The organism is Lactobacillus sp. ESL0225, assembly GCF_003692905.1.
Taxonomy (GTDB): domain Bacteria; phylum Bacillota; class Bacilli; order Lactobacillales; family Lactobacillaceae; genus Lactobacillus; species Lactobacillus bombicola.
The window spans coordinates 336,724-352,589 of sequence record NZ_REHK01000010.1 but is presented as its reverse complement, the minus strand read 5'-3'; the positions used below and the strand labels follow the sequence as shown (position 1 = coordinate 352,589).

The window sequence follows — 15,866 nt, the reverse complement described above, 5'->3', positions numbered from 1 at the left end:
TCATGACTGATTCCAAAAAGCAAGGGATAGCTCTGCCAGCTCTAGTTGCTTTAGTTGTTAGTTCAGCAATTGGTTCAGGAATTTTTGATTTACCATCGACTTTAGCACAAGCGGCTACACCGGGGGCAGCACTTTTAGCTTGGGTAATTACTGGTATCGGTATTTTAACATTGTCTTTAAGTTTAAATAATTTAGTTTTGACTAAACCGGACTTAACTGGGGTATCAGACTATGCTCGTGCAGGTTTTGGTGATTTTGCTGGATTTATTTCTGGCTGGGGTTATTGGTTGTCAGCTTGGCTTGGTAATGTGGCATTTGCAACGATGCTAATGTCTTCATTAGGTTATTTCTTCCCACCATTAAAGTCAGGTAATAGTATTAGTGCAATTATTGTTGCCTCGATTATTTCCTGGGCACTAACAATTTTAGTTACTCAGGGAATTGAATCAGCCGCAGTTATTAATGCGATTGTTACTATAACTAAAATGATTCCAATTTTTGCATTTATTGTAATTGCGCTTATTACTTTTAAGGCAGGTATTTTTACAAGTCATTTTTGGGACAATATGTCTACCAATCTTATGGGTAAAGTGACGTATACTGCACCAACAAGAGCTGGCATTTTTAGCCAAATTAAAGGCTGCATTATGGTTATGATGTGGGTGTTTGTTGGTATTGAGGGCGCTACAACAATGGCTGCTCGTGCCAAGAAAAAGTCAGATGCAGGTAAAGCAACAATTATTGGTTTGTTTTCTTTATTAAGTATTTATATAGTTGTTTCTATTTTACCATATGGCTATTTGCCGCTTGCTAAATTACAAACAATGCGGCATCCTGTTTTGCTTTATCTATTTAAGGAAATGACGGGACCAATTGGCGGTGCATTTATTGCAGTTGGCTTGATTATTTCCATATTAGGTGCCTGGTTATCTTGGACAATGTTACCAGTTGAAGCTACTTCATTAATGGCTGAACAAGGTTTACTACCAAATTGGTTTGGTAAATTGAATAAACACAGGGCCCCAGCTAATTCTCTTTGGTTAACTGAAATTTTAATTCAACTATTTTTAATTACATTGCTTTTTACAGACCAAGCATACAACTTTGCTTACTCCTTATGTACATCTTCAATTGCTGTTTGTTATGCATTGGTTGGCGCATATGAATTGAAATTAGGTTTAGAGAACAGACATCAGAGCATGATTTGGTGTGGTCTCATTGCTTTAGTTTTTGAAGTTGTGGGGATGATTTTTGCGGGGTTGCAATATCTGTGGCTATGTACCATTGCCTATGTGATTGGTTTTGTTTTATATTACCGTGCTCGCAAAGAAAATAATCACCCAATTAGTAAGATTGAATGGATTTTTATGATTATTATAGGTCTTTTAGCTTTAACTGCAATTATTGCACTTATTCTAGGTAAGCTAAAAGCGTAGAAAGGAAAGTATGAAAAGAATTGTTGTTGCATTGGGAGGCAATGCCATCTTAACCGATGATCCGTCAGCACAAGCCCAACAAGCCGCATTAATGAAGACAGCGGATTACCTAACGGAGTTTATTGCTAAAGGAGATATACAATTAGTCATCACTCATGGCAACGGCCCGCAAGTGGGTAATCTATTATTACAAGAACTTGCAGGTAGTACCAAAAGCAATCCAGCTATGCCATTAGATACAGTTGACGCTATGACGCAAGGCGAAATTGGCTTATGGCTGGCCAATGCCTTAAACATATGTGCAAAAAGGCGACAATTATCATTAAATGTTGCAACAATGTTAACTAGAATAGTTGTTGATGAACATGATAATGCATTTGCACATCCTTCAAAACCAATTGGACCATTTTATAATGAAGAAGAAGTGGCAGAAATTGAAAAAGAACACCCTGATTGGCAAATTGTTGAAGATGCTGGTCGCGGCTTTAGAAGAGTGGTTCCCTCACCTAAACCAATTAGTGTTATGGAAGCCCAAGCAATTAATACTTTGGTAGATAATGATGTGACTTTAATTGCTGGTGGTGGTGGTGGTGTTCCCGTTGTTAAAGCGGGAGCTGAAGTTCATGGTGTTGAAGCAGTAATTGATAAAGATTTTTCAGCAGCAAAATTAGCTGAACTAGTTGATGCTGATGAATTAATAATTTTAACTGCTGTAAAATATGTAACTTTAAATTATCAACAGCCAAACCAAAAAGACTTGCATGAAGTTCGCGTATCCCAAATGAAAGAATATTTAGCAGATAATCAATTTGCAAGCGGATCAATGAAACCAAAAGTTGAAGCTGCTATTTCATACGCAGAGTCAACCGGTCATAAAGCTATTATTACATCATTAGATAATGTTTCTTCTTATTTAAAAGATGGTGATGGAACAGTAATTGTTCCAGATTAAGAAAAAATTGCCGAACAGTTACTTGATAGAGCTATTTAATTACCTATTTGCAGATAGTAAATTTATATAAGAAAAAATTTATATATTGATTAGTGAAATAGGAGAATAATAAATATGCTTGAAAAATTTATGCATGAGTGGTTATACGTTTCAGATTATGATGTGCCAGTAGCTGATAATGGCTTTGATGGACGTGCTAAAATCAATGGTGTTGACTTAGATATAAAATATATTGCTGTAGTAGCCTCAAGTGAATATAACAATTTGCCTGAATGGCGATTAGCATTTAATTTAGATAAAAATAAACGCGTATATGTTATGCGGCCAAATAAGGAAAAACATTTTTTAACTAATTTACCTAAAAATATTTTTATTGGTATTGGTAGACCACATTTTGACTTGTCGGGCAGTATTAAAGAAGCGCTGTTTGCTTTAACATTAACGAATAAGTTTGATGCCACTGTTTATTATGATGAAGTGGCAAATATGGCTAATATTATGCATTCAACCTTAGATTATCCAGCTATCCGAAAAAAGCTAAGTCAAATTGATGAAGATACGCAACTAACCCTATGGCTGTATGCCAAAGATCAAGTATCCATGTCGTCACTGGCTAATATTTTAATGGTTCACCCCAAGACTGTAGAATACCGTTTACAGAAAATTAAAACAGTGACTGAACTAGACCCACATAAGGGTATCGATTTATTAACCTTAATAGCAGCATTTTTAAAGGAAAGAACTGATAAATTGCGGATACTTGAAACTGAATTGCAGAGTTTTTCAAATCATATGTTGCCAAGAGATAAAACAACCTCTTTAAGTATTAAGTAACTGTCTAAGCGATTTTTATTAATATCATAAGCCGAATTTAATTTTAATAATAAAAGTCTCCTTAAGAATTAAAATATCCTAGTGTTAAACACTAGGATATTTTTATTTTGTCCAAAAAAAGCAGGAAATTTCCTGCTTGGCTTGCTTGGTTAAAGCTTATTTAAATCATCAATGTTGCTTTGAAATAATTTATTTGAATAGCTTGATTCACTTTCATCGGCTTGCTTCAAAGCTTCCTTGACCTGTGTTGAACTTAGGTGATTAACTAAGTATGCTTTAAGAGCTCTATTAGTTAATTCATCCAAACTAAGATCATTAAGATTGAGATATTTTTTAATCAACATTTCTACATTGGTCGATAATTCAATTTTTTTCTTACTCATTTTTTCACCTTCTAGAAGTTACAGCTATTATAACATTTTGAGTAAAATTACTGTTAAAAAATAAATAAGAACTATACGTAAAATTTGCTGGCTTAGAATAAGTGGCGTATTATTTTGTCTTAATAGCTTGGTTAGGAGTTCAAAAAATGATAGATATCGCTACTATAGTTAAAATTCGTGAGTGTTCTTTTTTTAAAGCTGCTCAACGTACTTTAGTTATGTTAATGCCAATTGCCATGGCTGGTTCATATTTTAAACTTTTGCATAATTTGGTTTTTGCCCCCGACGGACTAATATACAATATTTTTGGTTTAGACCAAGTAATATCAGATCAGTTTTGGTACACGGGTTCATTTATTAGTGCGGGCATGGTGGAAGTAACTTTTGGCATTTTTGGACTATATGCTTGTTACTTTATGGCTCAATATACGGCTCGAATTTATCATAAAGATTCGAGTATGGCCGGTATAACTGCTGTATTATTTATTCTTTTTTGTGCTTATGCATCTAGTACTAATCACAATACTCAACAGCTTTTTTCAGAAAGCTTATTACAAATTAATGCGGTATTTATTGCTCTAGTTATTGGTTATGGGGTTGGTCTTATTTACCGATTTTTGGGTAAAGATTATCAGCCTGTTAAAGATGAAAGTACAAGGACTATTCAAAGCCGGGTTTGGCAAGCTGCGCTTCCAGCTTGTGTTTGTCTCATGTTGAGTATTATTTTAGGAATTTTTATTTATGATTTAAAAATTAAACTATTAAATTCGACTAGTTTTAATGAGCTTATTAATCGAGTACAGATTACAAATAATTTATGGGAAGTAATGTTACTCACAGTAGTTATTACTTTTTTTAATTGGTTAGGCATTGGTTTTCCAGTACATGCCCTTTCTGGAACAATTAATAATGCTCATTCTGCAGAAAATTTAACCTATGCTTTACAACATGGCAATTCTTGGCAGGTTCCTTATCAATTTTTGGGTAGTTCTTTAATTAATAATTATGCTATGATGGGCGGCTCTAGTGTTATTTTAGCAATCATTGTCATATTAATGTTACGTCATGAAAATAAAGAAATTGTTTCTTTAACCAAAATTAGCCTTTTGCCGGCAGCATTTAATTCAACTTTGGGCTTTACCGTGGGGCTACCAATTATGCTGAATCCCGTATTTTTGTTACCGAGCATTTTAATTCCATTATTTAATTTACTAATAGCCGCTAGTGCAATTAGCTTACGACTTATTCCGGTGAGTGTGTATCCAATTTTAAAAGGGACACCAGGGTTATTAGTTCCCTTTTTTGGGACTAATGGCAATTGGGGAACGTTGATTTTTACAATTTTGTTGTTTTTAAGTGACATTGGCTTATTGTGGCCAATTATTAAACTTAGTGAACGGGTAAGCCAAAAGTTAAGTGAGGCCACGCAGGAGAATGTAAATGAATAAAAACACCAATTATAAATGGCTACTCGGATTAGTCGTAATTATGACTATCTTATCTATCCCCAGTTATTCCTGGATGAAAAAAGAAAATAATACTCGAGCAGAACGGAGTAAATCGTTACTTTCGCCCGTAATTATGGTGCCGGGATCAAGTGCAACAACAGAACGATTTAATCAATTAATTAGTCAGCTAAATAAGACAACTGTGCGTCGACATAGCGTATTAAAAATCACTGTTTCACGTGAAGCAAAATTATCATATAGTGGTTCAATTGGGAAAAATGACCGCGAACCATTCATTATTATCGGTTTTACCGATAATCGCGATGGATATGCAAATATAAGAAAGCAAGCTTATTGGCTAGATATAGCGTTTGACTCTTTAATGAAGAACTATAAATTTAATAACTTTAATGCTTTTGGTCATTCTAATGGAGGACTTATTTGGACTTATTGGTTAGAACATTACTATTCACAATATGACAGCGATGCTAAGATTAAACGGTTAATGACTTTGGGGACGCCTTATAACTTTACTGAAAAAAACATAGCCAATCGAACGCAGATGTTAGTAGACTTTATTAAAGGACGTAGTAAATTACCGAAAAGCTTAAAGGTTTATTCGCTAACTGGTGGTAAAAATTATGAATCTGACGGCATTGTACCTGAAAGTAGTGTCGCAGCGGGTAAGTTTATTTTTCAAAATCAAGTTAAAGCTTATACGGCCATAATCGTGACCGGTAAGCAAGCAGATCATTCTGAATTACCCCAAAATAAACAAGTAATTCAAGTGATTCGCCAATATTTATTGAAAAAGCCTAACAAGTCGGTGAAAACAAATAAAAGAAAAGATGATTAATCATGAAATATAAAGAACAACCAACAAAGATTGAAGTAATTGGTGGCCGGGTTAATAATTTAAAGAATATTAATGTCGAGATTCCCTTGCATCAATTTGTAGCAGTAACGGGTCTTAGTGGCTCTGGTAAATCTAGTTTGGCAATGGGAATATTATATGCAGAAGGCGCGCGCCGCTATCTTGACTCCTTGGCTACTTATACGAAAAGACGAATTAATCAAGTAGGACGCGCAGCTGTTGATGAAGTGCGTCATATTCCATCGGCTCTTGCCTTGCGCCAGCGTCCTGATATACCTGGAATAAGATCAACAGTAGGAACAGTGACTGAAATTTTTAATATTTTACGCCTTATTTTTTCCCGGCTCGGGTCACCTGTTTGTCCTAAGGGACATCGAAATGCCCCCACTATTGAAATAGCGCAGGCCATGGATTTAACCGGCGAGCAAATGGGTAAGATTCATTGTACAGAATGCGGAGTGGAATTTTATGCCTTTAGCGCGGAAGATTTTGCATTTAATTCAGATGGTGCTTGTCAAGTATGTCAGGGTTTAGGGAAGGTTGAACAACTTGATGATAGTAAAATTATTGCTGATGAAAATAAAACGATTGCTGATGGAGCCATTGCTACTTGGCAAATTCCTGGACGCAATTGGATGTGGCGTATTGCCCGTGAATTAGGGGTTCGTACAGATATTCCTTACCGCGACTTAACTAAGAAAGAAAAAGCAATCGTACTTCATGGTGAAGAGAGAAAAGTACCAGTAGATGTTCCAACTTCGACTGGACGTATTTATCATCTTGATGCCTTATATGAAAATGCCTATAATGCAGTGATTAATTCGCGTAAGACTACTAAGTCTGAACGCGGGCTTGAACGAATAAATTCCTTTTATCATTTCAATACGTGTCCGCATTGCCAGGGCTATCGTATTGATTCGACCCGTTGGCAACAATTAGTTGCTGGGAAAAATATTGTGACAGCTGAGCAATTAACTTTAGGTGAGTTGCCCCAGTATATGCAAGCAATAAAGGACTGGTTGCCGGAGTCAATGCAAGACTTAGCTACAAATTTAAGCGATGAATTACTACATCAGGTTAAGCCTTTATTGAAGTTAGGTTTAGATTATCTAAGTTTAGCTCGGTCAGCTAATAGTTTGTCGACTGGCGAATTACAGCGCATACAATTAGGCCGAACTTTAAGGACGGAAACTACTGGGGTGTTATATGTGTTAGATGAACCTTCAGTAGGATTGCATCCTGATAATGTAGCTGGCTTAATTGATATTTTTCACCAATTAGTTAATCAAGGAAATTCTTTAGTAGTAGTTGATCATGAAACTGCAATTATCAATGCAGCTGATTGGATTATTGAAATTGGCCCTGGTTCTGGTAGTCAGGGAGGACAAATTATTGCTCAGGGTACCCCGTTACAAATAAAGCAAAATTCTAATTCGTTAATTGGCCCATATTTAACTGGTAATGCACCGCTGCTTGTTCGTCCAGCGGCTAGTAGAGAACTTTTTTCATTAGGACAAATTGACCTAGCAATCACCCAGCGTTTTAATTTAAAAGACGTACAAGTTAAAATTCCGTGTGGCTTTATGACGGCAGTTACTGGTTTTTCTGGAGCAGGGAAAACCACGTTAATTCTTGATGCCTTGTTATCGGCTTTGCAGGCGCAAAAAGCACATCAACCAATGCCTAAATGGATTAAGCAGTTTAAGGGTAAGACAATTAAAAATGTAATTAGTGTTGATTCTTCACCAGTAGGTAAAAATCAACGTTCTACAGTAGCTACTTATACGGATATTATGGATAATTTGCGTAAATTGTTTGCCCAACAACCGCAAGCTAAGAGTTATAAGTATCGTGCCAGTCATTTTTCCTATAATAATAAAGAGGGAGCTTGCCCAGCTTGTGGGGGTAGTGGTGTAATATCGCTTGATATTCAATATTTGCCCGATATGGTTGAAACTTGCTCACTTTGTGAAGGACACCGCTATAATCAAGATGTGTTAAGGGTAAAATGGCAAGGATTAAGTATTGCCGAGATACTCGACTACTCAGTAGCTGAGCTACTTCAGCAAAATTTGTTTCAAACAGAGCCTAAAATTCAAAAAACATTAACAACTTTAAGTCAAATGGGTTTAGGCTACTTGCATCTTGGTGAAGCAACACCCGCTTTATCAGGAGGTGAAGCTCAGCGGCTAAAGTTGACTAGTCATTTGCACCGGCAACAAAAAGACAGCTTGTTTATCTTTGATGAACCGACAGTAGGACTACACCCGCAAGATGTTAGAACGCTATTGCAAGTTTTTCAACAACTTTTAAATAAGCAGGCGACAATCATTACGATTACCCACGATTTAGATATTATGGCTAACAGTGATTATATGATTGACTTAGGCCCGCGCGGAGGAGCGAATGGGGGGCAAATAGTTGCTTGTGGTACACCTGTGGATATTTCGCAAAATAGGCAGAGTTTGACAGCAAAATATTTACGTGCCCAGTTTCAGTTATACCAAAAATAACTAAATAGTAAGCCTTATTTAGGACCTTAAATCCTAATAGATAAGGCTTTTTTGCTTTTGAAAAATAATTGTGGAAAAGTAAGTTACTTTTCTTGCTATCTGTGGATAACCTGCTATAATTACAAGTATAAGAAATTAGCACTCAATGCTTTTGAGTGCTAATTAAAAAATTATAACGAATACAAGGGGTGTTTAGATATGACATATTTTGACAACGAATTTGATAACCTATTTAACGAATTAAACAATTCTTTCTTTAATAGTTCGAGTGATAATAACGGTTCGATTCCTATTCACTATTCAAGCAGTATGAATATGGCACCACAAAACCTTAAGCAAAACGTTCCAACTCAAAAAGAGCAACCAATTGGGATTGACTTAGTTGAACAAGCTAAAAATAATAAATTCGACCCTGTAATTGGGCGCGATGAGCAAATTCAAGCAGTAATTGAGATTTTAAGTCGACGTAAGAAGAATAATCCGGTTCTAGTTGGACCAGCAGGTGTCGGTAAGACCGCAATTGTTGAAGGTTTAGCCCAAAAAATTGCCCAAGGGGACGTTCCTGAAAAAATGAAAGATAAGCATATCATTGCCATTAATATTAATGATATGGTTGCTGGCTCAAGTTTACGGGGTAGCTTTGAAGAACGCTTAAAGAAAATTATTGATGAAGCAAAGAAAAATCCTAATATTATCTTATTTATAGATGAATTACATAATATTGTTGGCGCTGGTTCGACTGATTCGGAAAATAATAGTGGCGATGCAGCTAATATTTTAAAACCGGCTTTAGCTAGTGGAGATTTAAATTTGATTGGGGCGACAACTACTAGTGAGTATCGCCAAATTGAAAACGATGCGGCTTTAGCACGGCGTTTCCAACCAGTTGATGTGCCAGAGCCTTCAACTGATGTGACCGTGAAGATTCTGGAAGGTTTAAAGAAAAAGTATGAAGAGTATCACCATGTAAAATATAGTGCTAGCGCTCTGCAGCTTGCCGTAGAATTATCACAACGTTATATTCAAGGTCGTTACTTACCAGATAAGGCCATTGATTTACTTGACGAAGCTGGAGCAAAGAAAGGACTTGATGCAACCCCTAGCGATGAAGCAGGACTGAAACAGCGTATTAAAACTTTAGAAAATGACAAAAAAGTTGCTGCTCAAAATGAAGACTATGCTAAGGCCAGTGACTTAAAACAGCAGCTTGAAAAATTACGTGACCAATTAGACCATCTTGATGATGCAGATACGCCTAGGGTTACAGATCAAGATATCTATGCTCTAATTGAGGCTAAAACTAAGATTCCAATGAGTGAATTACATGCCAGTGAAGGACAGAAAAACTTAAATTTAGCGGCAAAATTAAAGGCAACAGTGATTGATCAAGACAAGGCAATTGAAGTTATTACTGATGCGATTGCTCGTAAGCAAATTTTCAAAGATAATAATCGTCCAACTGGTTCATTTTTACTTACAGGTCCAACTGGTGTTGGTAAGACAGAACTTGCTAAGCAATTAGCAATTCAATTGTTTGGGGGTGAAAATCATTTAATTCGCTTAGATATGTCGGAGTATCAAGACCAGATGGCTGTGAATAAGCTCATTGGCTCAGCTCCAGGATATGTTGGCTATGGTGAAGGTGGTCAATTGACCGAAAAAGTACGCCACCAACCATATAGCTTGATTTTATTTGATGAAATTGAAAAAGCTAATCCCCAGATTTTTAATGCTTTATTACAAATTATGGATGATGGTCGCTTAACCGATGCGCAAGGGCGAACTGTTTCCTTTAAGGATACGATTTTAATCATGACGTCAAATGCAGGTTACTCAGATAACTTACTTAAGGATGGTCAAGTTGACCATGAGCAGTTGATCAAGGCACTAGAGGCTTACTTCAGACCAGAATTTTTGAATCGCTTAGACGCAATTGTTCCGTTCAATGCACTTACGCCAACCGATATGACAAAGATTATCGATATTTACTTGAAGAAAATGACGCATGTCTTGGCTAAAAAAGACGTCAAATTGGTGGTTTCACCTGAGGCTAAAGCTTACTTTGCACAAAAAGGTTATGACAAGAAATTTGGTGCAAGACCATTACGGCGCGTGGTGGAACAGGAAATGGAAACACCAATTGCTAAACTATTAATGAAGGCGCCAGACACTAAGGAAGTTAACTTCACGGCTGATGGGGCACATGTCTACTTAAACGGGGATGCCATTATTGATATTGATGTACAATCTGTAGATAAGGATGGCCAGGCAGAAAGTAAGACAAAATAATGCTGTAAGTACAAAGCGCTAAGAAACTAAATAGCGCCTTGGTAATTACTGTGGATAACAAAAAAGAAGGCTGGTAACAACAGCCTTCTTTTTTTATGCGCGGCTTAATGGGTGAAAGTAAAAGAAAATGACTATACTGCTTACTAAAGTAGCAAAATTTAATAAATTAAATCTGTTATTATTAGCACATATGCTATAATTGTATAGTATTTAAAATGTTTGATACCCAAGAGGTAATGAGATGAAAATAAATAAGAAAATTATTTCGTTAGCCATTGCTGGTGTTGCAATGCTTGCACCTATAACTAGCCAAATTGCTGTAGTTTCAGCAGATACGGCTAATACGCAAACAGACACTAATAAGCAAAATACTAACAAGGCAGCTGTCACTTCAGCTAATCCCAAGAAAGCTGAACCAGAACCAAAGCTGCATAGCATTAGAGAGAAAGCAAACTGGTCAAAGCAACATAAACGTGCCAATCGCGCATTTAACCAGCTAGTTAAGCAAGGGCAAAAGCTATCACTACAGAAACAAGTTGTACTTTACCAAAAATGTTTAAAACACTTTGAGTTGATTAATACTAAATATACTAAGAGGTTTACTAAGCAGTTAAAGGCAGAAATTAAATGGTTAAAGCCCCAGATTTTACTAGCAAATGATCATGATGAATTCCTGCCTTATCCAGCAGTAAATAATACAAATAAGCCTGAAAAACCTAAATCAGCAAAAACATCAAAAGAAGTCATTTAAGGCAAAAGATACTTTTAATGATGGAGATGGAAGCCATCTGTATAGTTACGGTGATAGTAATTATTTGAATGACTATCCACAATATAAAAAGTAGCCAATTTATGGTAATAAAATTTTAATTGGACGAGAAATTTAAAACTTTTAAGAAACGTGGCTGCAAATTTAATGGAAATCAGGGTTACAAAGCACATAACAAAAACTTGTTGAGCGTGACGATAAACTTATTGCTGAAGGAAAATTAAATTAATTCACCTTTTGTTATAGGTCGTTTAATTAACTATCAGAATACTAATTTCACACCGCTAGGGAAACCAAGCGGTGTTTTTATTTTGTTAGCGAGGTAAAAGATAAAGTCAATATAGAATCTCAATATATTATTAAAAATAGTGATATTGCAATTGATTTACTGTCAGTTATGGGATAGTTTTATGTAAATTTCGGCTACTAATAAAAAGTTTCGTTTTATTATTTTGTAGACACACAAGTAAAATTTTAATATTTTTTACAAACGCTTCTGAGAAAAACTAATCCGTTTATGCTAACAAAGAATTAAGGCAAACCACTAAAAATGTGGTTTGCCTTTTTTAATTTTAGTTTTTGTTCATTGTGCAATTAACTATATGTCAGCGCTGTTTTGTATTTGAATCATTCCTTCGTCTTTTTTCCAATTAAATTAAAGCGAAAATTGTAATTTTAAGTTGAACATGCTACTTGACTTGATAGAGGCAATCTAATCTTTTTTCATATAATTTGGCGAAGGTATGACAAGCTAAAATTTTGCGCGGCAGGTTATTGCAATTTTATAGAAGATATAACTACCGCGTTAGATTATCAAATTAATCAATCCTGAATCCAAAAATAGTAAAAAGATCAAATCATTTGGAACTAATAAAAGCATTAATATGCTTGTACAAATCAATAATATTCCTATTACTTTATCGTTTTTTTTGCTTTCTATCTTTGTTGGCTTCAAGTAAGGTATCAATATCAATGCTATGCCTAAAAATATAAAGATTATCAAAAAACTTATGTTTCTTTTTGAACAAATAAAGTAAATTATTCCAATTAAAAATTGCAATATACCACATATTAGGTATGACATTTTAGCAGTTAACTTAAATTTATTCATATTTCAAAACTCCATTGTATGACTAGGATAAAAAAATTCATATTATTGACTAATTTATAATCTTAAATATAGATATTGAATTAGCAAAGTCTTGCATTTTAGAAAAAGGCATTGGTGTAGTGATTGCCTTTGTCATAGCAGTTTAGGCAACATAGAATGTCTATCACCGATATTTTATCACCAATTATTTAAAGAGTCTTAAAAAAGCCTAAAAAATTACTACTGATCTTTGTGCTAATAAAAACTGGCTATCTGGTATTCCACAAAAAAGAAATGTTTTTGGATTGATGACAGGTATGTCAGGAACGGCATATGAATTATTGAGAACCATATATCTCAAGAAAGTCCCTTCGATATTAGAATTAGAGCTTTATAAAAATTAATTAGAAAAAATAATATTTCAACTTTTATTTCAACTCATTTGGATTTCTTTTTTTACTTTCTAGGATACTAATTGACAGCGTTTTCTATTAGATTTATTGTATTAGATATATAGTACAAGGAAACAGGAAGCGAGGATTAATTATGACTAAAATTTTACGAGTAAATAATGTTACTAAATTTTATGAAAAGCGATACCAAGCACTAGCCGGTATTAACTTTGCAGTTGATTTTGGCGAATTTGTAGCAATCATGGGTGCGTCTGGTTCTGGCAAGACTACGTTGCTTAATATGATTTCGACATTAGATACAGCTTCTGGAGGCACAATCTATGTTGATGATCATGAAATCTCCAAATTATCTGATGATGAGGCTGCCAATTTTCGTAAGAAAAAACTAGGTTTTGTTTTTCAAAACTATCGTTTATTAAAAAGCTTAACGGTAAGACAGAATATTGCCGTTCCTATGTCATTACTCGGTAGAAATGACCAAGAAATCGATCAAAAGATTGATAAGTTAGCCGAATATTTTAGATTAAGTGATCAACTTGATAAATATCCAGTGGCTTTATCTGGTGGTCAAAAACAGCGTGTAGCGATAATTAGGGCCATCATTAAGAATCCAGCACTCTTATTGGCCGACGAGCCTACAGGTGCGTTGGATTCTCAAGCAGCTAAATTAATCATGGAATATTTAGCAAAAGTGAATCAAAAATTTAATACTTCTATCTTAATGGTTACTCATGATAGTTTAGCGGCCAGTTATGCTAACAAGGTTATTTTTCTAAAAGATGGCAAAATTGTTGACCAAATTGTTAAAAAAGATAGTAATGATGCTTTTCAACAACTATTGGCGCAAAAATTAGCCGAAGTAGAAGCTTAGGGGAGTGAAATTAATTATGAATTACAAAGTAATAGCTAAAAACAATATCAAAAACGGCTTTGGCTTATACCAAAATTATTTTATCTCGCTTTCGTTAATTCTAGGATTATTCAATACTCTGCAAATTTTCGCTAAAGACCATGTAATTGCTGATTCTTTATCAAGTTCAGCAAAAGTGGAGTTCATGTCTTATGTTACTTCGATATTATTTACCTTATTTACAATTTTCTTTATTATTTACTTTAATCATTTTTTCTTAAAGCAGCGTGCTGAAGAGCTAGGAATTTATTCAATGTTAGGCATGTCAAAGAAGAATATTACTTCAATTTTAATGATAGAAAACACCATTATTATTGGAATGGCCTGCTTTGCTGGTATCTTTCTTAGTATTTTGTTTTATAGTTTAATAAAAATACTTTTGATTGCAGCTTTAAAGCTTGATATACCGTATCTAACGCAGTTCACCTTTTTACCATTCTTAATTACAATAGCACTTTCTATTTTTATATTATTAGTTATCTTTTTTGATAATCACCATTTGATTAAGTGCTTATCCATCATAAATATCTCTAATTTAAATCAAGCTGGCGAAAAGGCTGTTAAGACCAAGTCTTGGACAGCTTACTTAGGGATAATTTCGTTATTAATAGGCTATGTCTTGGTTTTAGATCTTGTTAAACAACAATCTTTGTGGGTCAAAATCGGTTTTGTACCAATGGCACTGATTACATTAGTATTGGTAATAATTGGCACATTTTTAATTATCAAAAGTACTTTAGCTTATCTTATTAATCGTAAAATCAATAACCATCATCAGCTGTATCGACCAACGAATAATATCTTTTTGCCAGAATCGCTGTTTAAATTAAAGACTAAATCAAATCTATTAGTTGTATTGTCTTTAGTTATATCGGCTGTTATTGCTCTTACTGCAACTTGCTTTTTACTAATAAATTATCAAAAAGCTTCATTAATAAAAACAGTTCCTTCGGCTATTGAAATTGACCAGAAACTTAAGCCTGATCAAGTGACCAAGGTGAAGCAAATCACTAAAAATTACGGTGGTGATTTTAAAACGGTAAAAGTGATTAATGCGACTGCAAAACGACCAATAGTACTAAGTGAAAAAATGGCTACCAAAAAATGTAGAATTATTAATCTCAGTACTTTTAAAGGGTTATTAAAGCAACAATATAATAAACCGCAGCATAATTCCAAATTTTCTAAGAAGTTAGCGTATCTTTTTACACCATATACGATAAAGAATTCTCGTGGTACGGTAAATATTAACAAGCAAAAAGTCAGTTTGAAAGAGACCAATATCTGGCCCATATTCGCTAAAGGTAATTTTGCTTACATAGCTGTTAATGACCAACAGTTTAAAAAAATAAGTCAACATGCTAACAGTAAGACAATTTATGCAATTAATGGTGCCAACCTACGCGACAATGAGGAACTTTACAACAAAATCAAAGAGTTAAAGCTCCAATTTCTAAGTGCCTACAAAACTAATAAAGATGCACTTTCATATAATAGTGCAGCATTCTTAATGGCAACTTTTATCTCTGTATTGTTTTTTGTATTTATTGGTTGTATTCTCTATTTCACTATACTCATGGATACTTTAGGTGTGACTGATGAATTCAAATTTTTAGGTGATATCGGCTATAATAAAAAGCAGCTACGCAAAGCGGCTACTGCTAATAACTTATTGATATTCTTACCACCTATAATTATGGGCGGATTGAATGGTTTAATGGCTTTCATTGGATTCAGATTTAATTTTTTAGCTAACGACGTAATAAAATTTTTAGGCGCTTTTCAGATGGTGGGGGAACCAATCATTACAACTTGTTTATTACTTTTAATTGCTTATAGTATAATTTACTTTTTTTCATACCATAAAACTAAAGTTTTATTAGGTATCTAAGTAAGAGCTTTAGCCATAACTTGTATGTAAACAATCAACTTAGCTTAACTTCTTTGCAGATTTG

Annotated in this window: 12 protein-coding genes; 11 read left to right on the top strand and 1 reads right to left on the bottom strand. The window is 34.5% G+C overall.

Translation table 11 applies throughout. The annotated features are described in order from the left end of the window. Nucleotides 1–2: 2 nt before the first annotated feature. The 3 genes from arcD to F5ESL0225_RS07670 all read left to right on the top strand — a co-directional run bounded on the left by arcD (nucleotide 3) and on the right by F5ESL0225_RS07670 (nucleotide 3,222). Entirely contained in the window at nucleotides 3–1,436 is a 1,434-nt protein-coding gene (gene arcD / locus F5ESL0225_RS07680; protein WP_122048204.1) for an arginine-ornithine antiporter, read from the top strand. 10 nt (nucleotides 1,437–1,446) lie between these two features. Continuing rightward, complete coding sequence (arcC, locus tag F5ESL0225_RS07675; RefSeq protein ID WP_122048203.1) at nucleotides 1,447–2,388, top strand: carbamate kinase; 942 nt, start codon at nucleotides 1,447–1,449, stop codon at nucleotides 2,386–2,388. Between the two features lie 114 nt (nucleotides 2,389–2,502). Next, nucleotides 2,503–3,222: a helix-turn-helix domain-containing protein gene (locus F5ESL0225_RS07670; RefSeq protein ID WP_122022352.1), complete on the top strand. Its 720-nt coding sequence runs from the start codon at nucleotides 2,503–2,505 to the stop codon at nucleotides 3,220–3,222. A gap of 149 nt (nucleotides 3,223–3,371) precedes the next feature. Here F5ESL0225_RS07670 and F5ESL0225_RS07665 read toward each other — a convergent pair whose 3' ends face one another. Continuing rightward, a complete protein-coding gene (locus tag F5ESL0225_RS07665; protein ID WP_122025049.1) occupies nucleotides 3,372–3,605 on the bottom strand; it encodes a hypothetical protein in 234 nt (77 codons plus the stop codon). Between the two features lie 146 nt (nucleotides 3,606–3,751). Between F5ESL0225_RS07665 and F5ESL0225_RS07660 the strand changes: the two genes are divergently transcribed. The 8 genes from F5ESL0225_RS07660 to F5ESL0225_RS07620 all read left to right on the top strand — a co-directional run bounded on the left by F5ESL0225_RS07660 (nucleotide 3,752) and on the right by F5ESL0225_RS07620 (nucleotide 15,802). Next, nucleotides 3,752–5,053 (top strand): PTS sugar transporter subunit IIC, encoded by a 1,302-nt coding sequence (locus tag F5ESL0225_RS07660; RefSeq protein ID WP_122048202.1) that lies wholly within the window; start codon nucleotides 3,752–3,754, stop codon nucleotides 5,051–5,053. Beyond that, complete coding sequence (locus F5ESL0225_RS07655; protein ID WP_122048201.1) at nucleotides 5,046–5,909, top strand: alpha/beta hydrolase; 864 nt, start codon at nucleotides 5,046–5,048, stop codon at nucleotides 5,907–5,909. Before F5ESL0225_RS07660 ends, F5ESL0225_RS07655 begins: the two co-directional genes overlap by 8 nt. A gap of 2 nt (nucleotides 5,910–5,911) precedes the next feature. Next, nucleotides 5,912–8,440: an ATP-binding cassette domain-containing protein gene (locus tag F5ESL0225_RS07650; RefSeq protein WP_122048200.1), complete on the top strand. Its 2,529-nt coding sequence runs from the start codon at nucleotides 5,912–5,914 to the stop codon at nucleotides 8,438–8,440. A 198-nt stretch (nucleotides 8,441–8,638) separates the two neighbouring features. Beyond that, on the top strand, nucleotides 8,639–10,729 hold the full coding sequence (locus tag F5ESL0225_RS07645; protein ID WP_122048199.1) for an ATP-dependent Clp protease ATP-binding subunit: 2,091 nt from the start codon (nucleotides 8,639–8,641) through the stop codon (nucleotides 10,727–10,729). 241 nt (nucleotides 10,730–10,970) lie between these two features. Beyond that, nucleotides 10,971–11,480: a hypothetical protein gene (locus F5ESL0225_RS07640; protein ID WP_122048198.1), complete on the top strand. Its 510-nt coding sequence runs from the start codon at nucleotides 10,971–10,973 to the stop codon at nucleotides 11,478–11,480. 1,344 nt (nucleotides 11,481–12,824) lie between these two features. Next, complete coding sequence (locus F5ESL0225_RS08570; protein WP_122048196.1) at nucleotides 12,825–12,992, top strand: lanthionine synthetase LanC family protein; 168 nt, start codon at nucleotides 12,825–12,827, stop codon at nucleotides 12,990–12,992. A gap of 142 nt (nucleotides 12,993–13,134) precedes the next feature. Beyond that, nucleotides 13,135–13,872, top strand: coding sequence for an ABC transporter ATP-binding protein (locus tag F5ESL0225_RS07625; RefSeq protein ID WP_122048195.1), 738 nt, complete (start codon nucleotides 13,135–13,137; stop codon nucleotides 13,870–13,872). A gap of 16 nt (nucleotides 13,873–13,888) precedes the next feature. Then, nucleotides 13,889–15,802: an FtsX-like permease family protein gene (locus F5ESL0225_RS07620; protein WP_122048194.1), complete on the top strand. Its 1,914-nt coding sequence runs from the start codon at nucleotides 13,889–13,891 to the stop codon at nucleotides 15,800–15,802. The last annotated feature ends 64 nt before the right edge of the window (nucleotides 15,803–15,866 follow it).

Coding starts and splice junctions, on each gene's coding strand:
- F5ESL0225_RS07620 (WP_122048194.1), top strand. CDS start 13,889: ATGAATTACAAAGTAATAGCTAAAAACAATATCAAAAACGGCTTTGGC.
- F5ESL0225_RS07670 (WP_122022352.1), top strand. CDS start 2,503: ATGCTTGAAAAATTTATGCATGAGTGGTTATACGTTTCAGATTATGAT.
- F5ESL0225_RS07640 (WP_122048198.1), top strand. CDS start 10,971: ATGAAAATAAATAAGAAAATTATTTCGTTAGCCATTGCTGGTGTTGCA.
- arcD (WP_122048204.1), top strand. CDS start 3: ATGACTGATTCCAAAAAGCAAGGGATAGCTCTGCCAGCTCTAGTTGCT.
- F5ESL0225_RS07655 (WP_122048201.1), top strand. CDS start 5,046: ATGAATAAAAACACCAATTATAAATGGCTACTCGGATTAGTCGTAATT.
- F5ESL0225_RS07660 (WP_122048202.1), top strand. CDS start 3,752: ATGATAGATATCGCTACTATAGTTAAAATTCGTGAGTGTTCTTTTTTT.
- F5ESL0225_RS07645 (WP_122048199.1), top strand. CDS start 8,639: ATGACATATTTTGACAACGAATTTGATAACCTATTTAACGAATTAAAC.
- arcC (WP_122048203.1), top strand. CDS start 1,447: ATGAAAAGAATTGTTGTTGCATTGGGAGGCAATGCCATCTTAACCGAT.
- F5ESL0225_RS07625 (WP_122048195.1), top strand. CDS start 13,135: ATGACTAAAATTTTACGAGTAAATAATGTTACTAAATTTTATGAAAAG.
- F5ESL0225_RS07650 (WP_122048200.1), top strand. CDS start 5,912: ATGAAATATAAAGAACAACCAACAAAGATTGAAGTAATTGGTGGCCGG.
- F5ESL0225_RS07665 (WP_122025049.1), bottom strand. CDS start 3,605: ATGAGTAAGAAAAAAATTGAATTATCGACCAATGTAGAAATGTTGATT.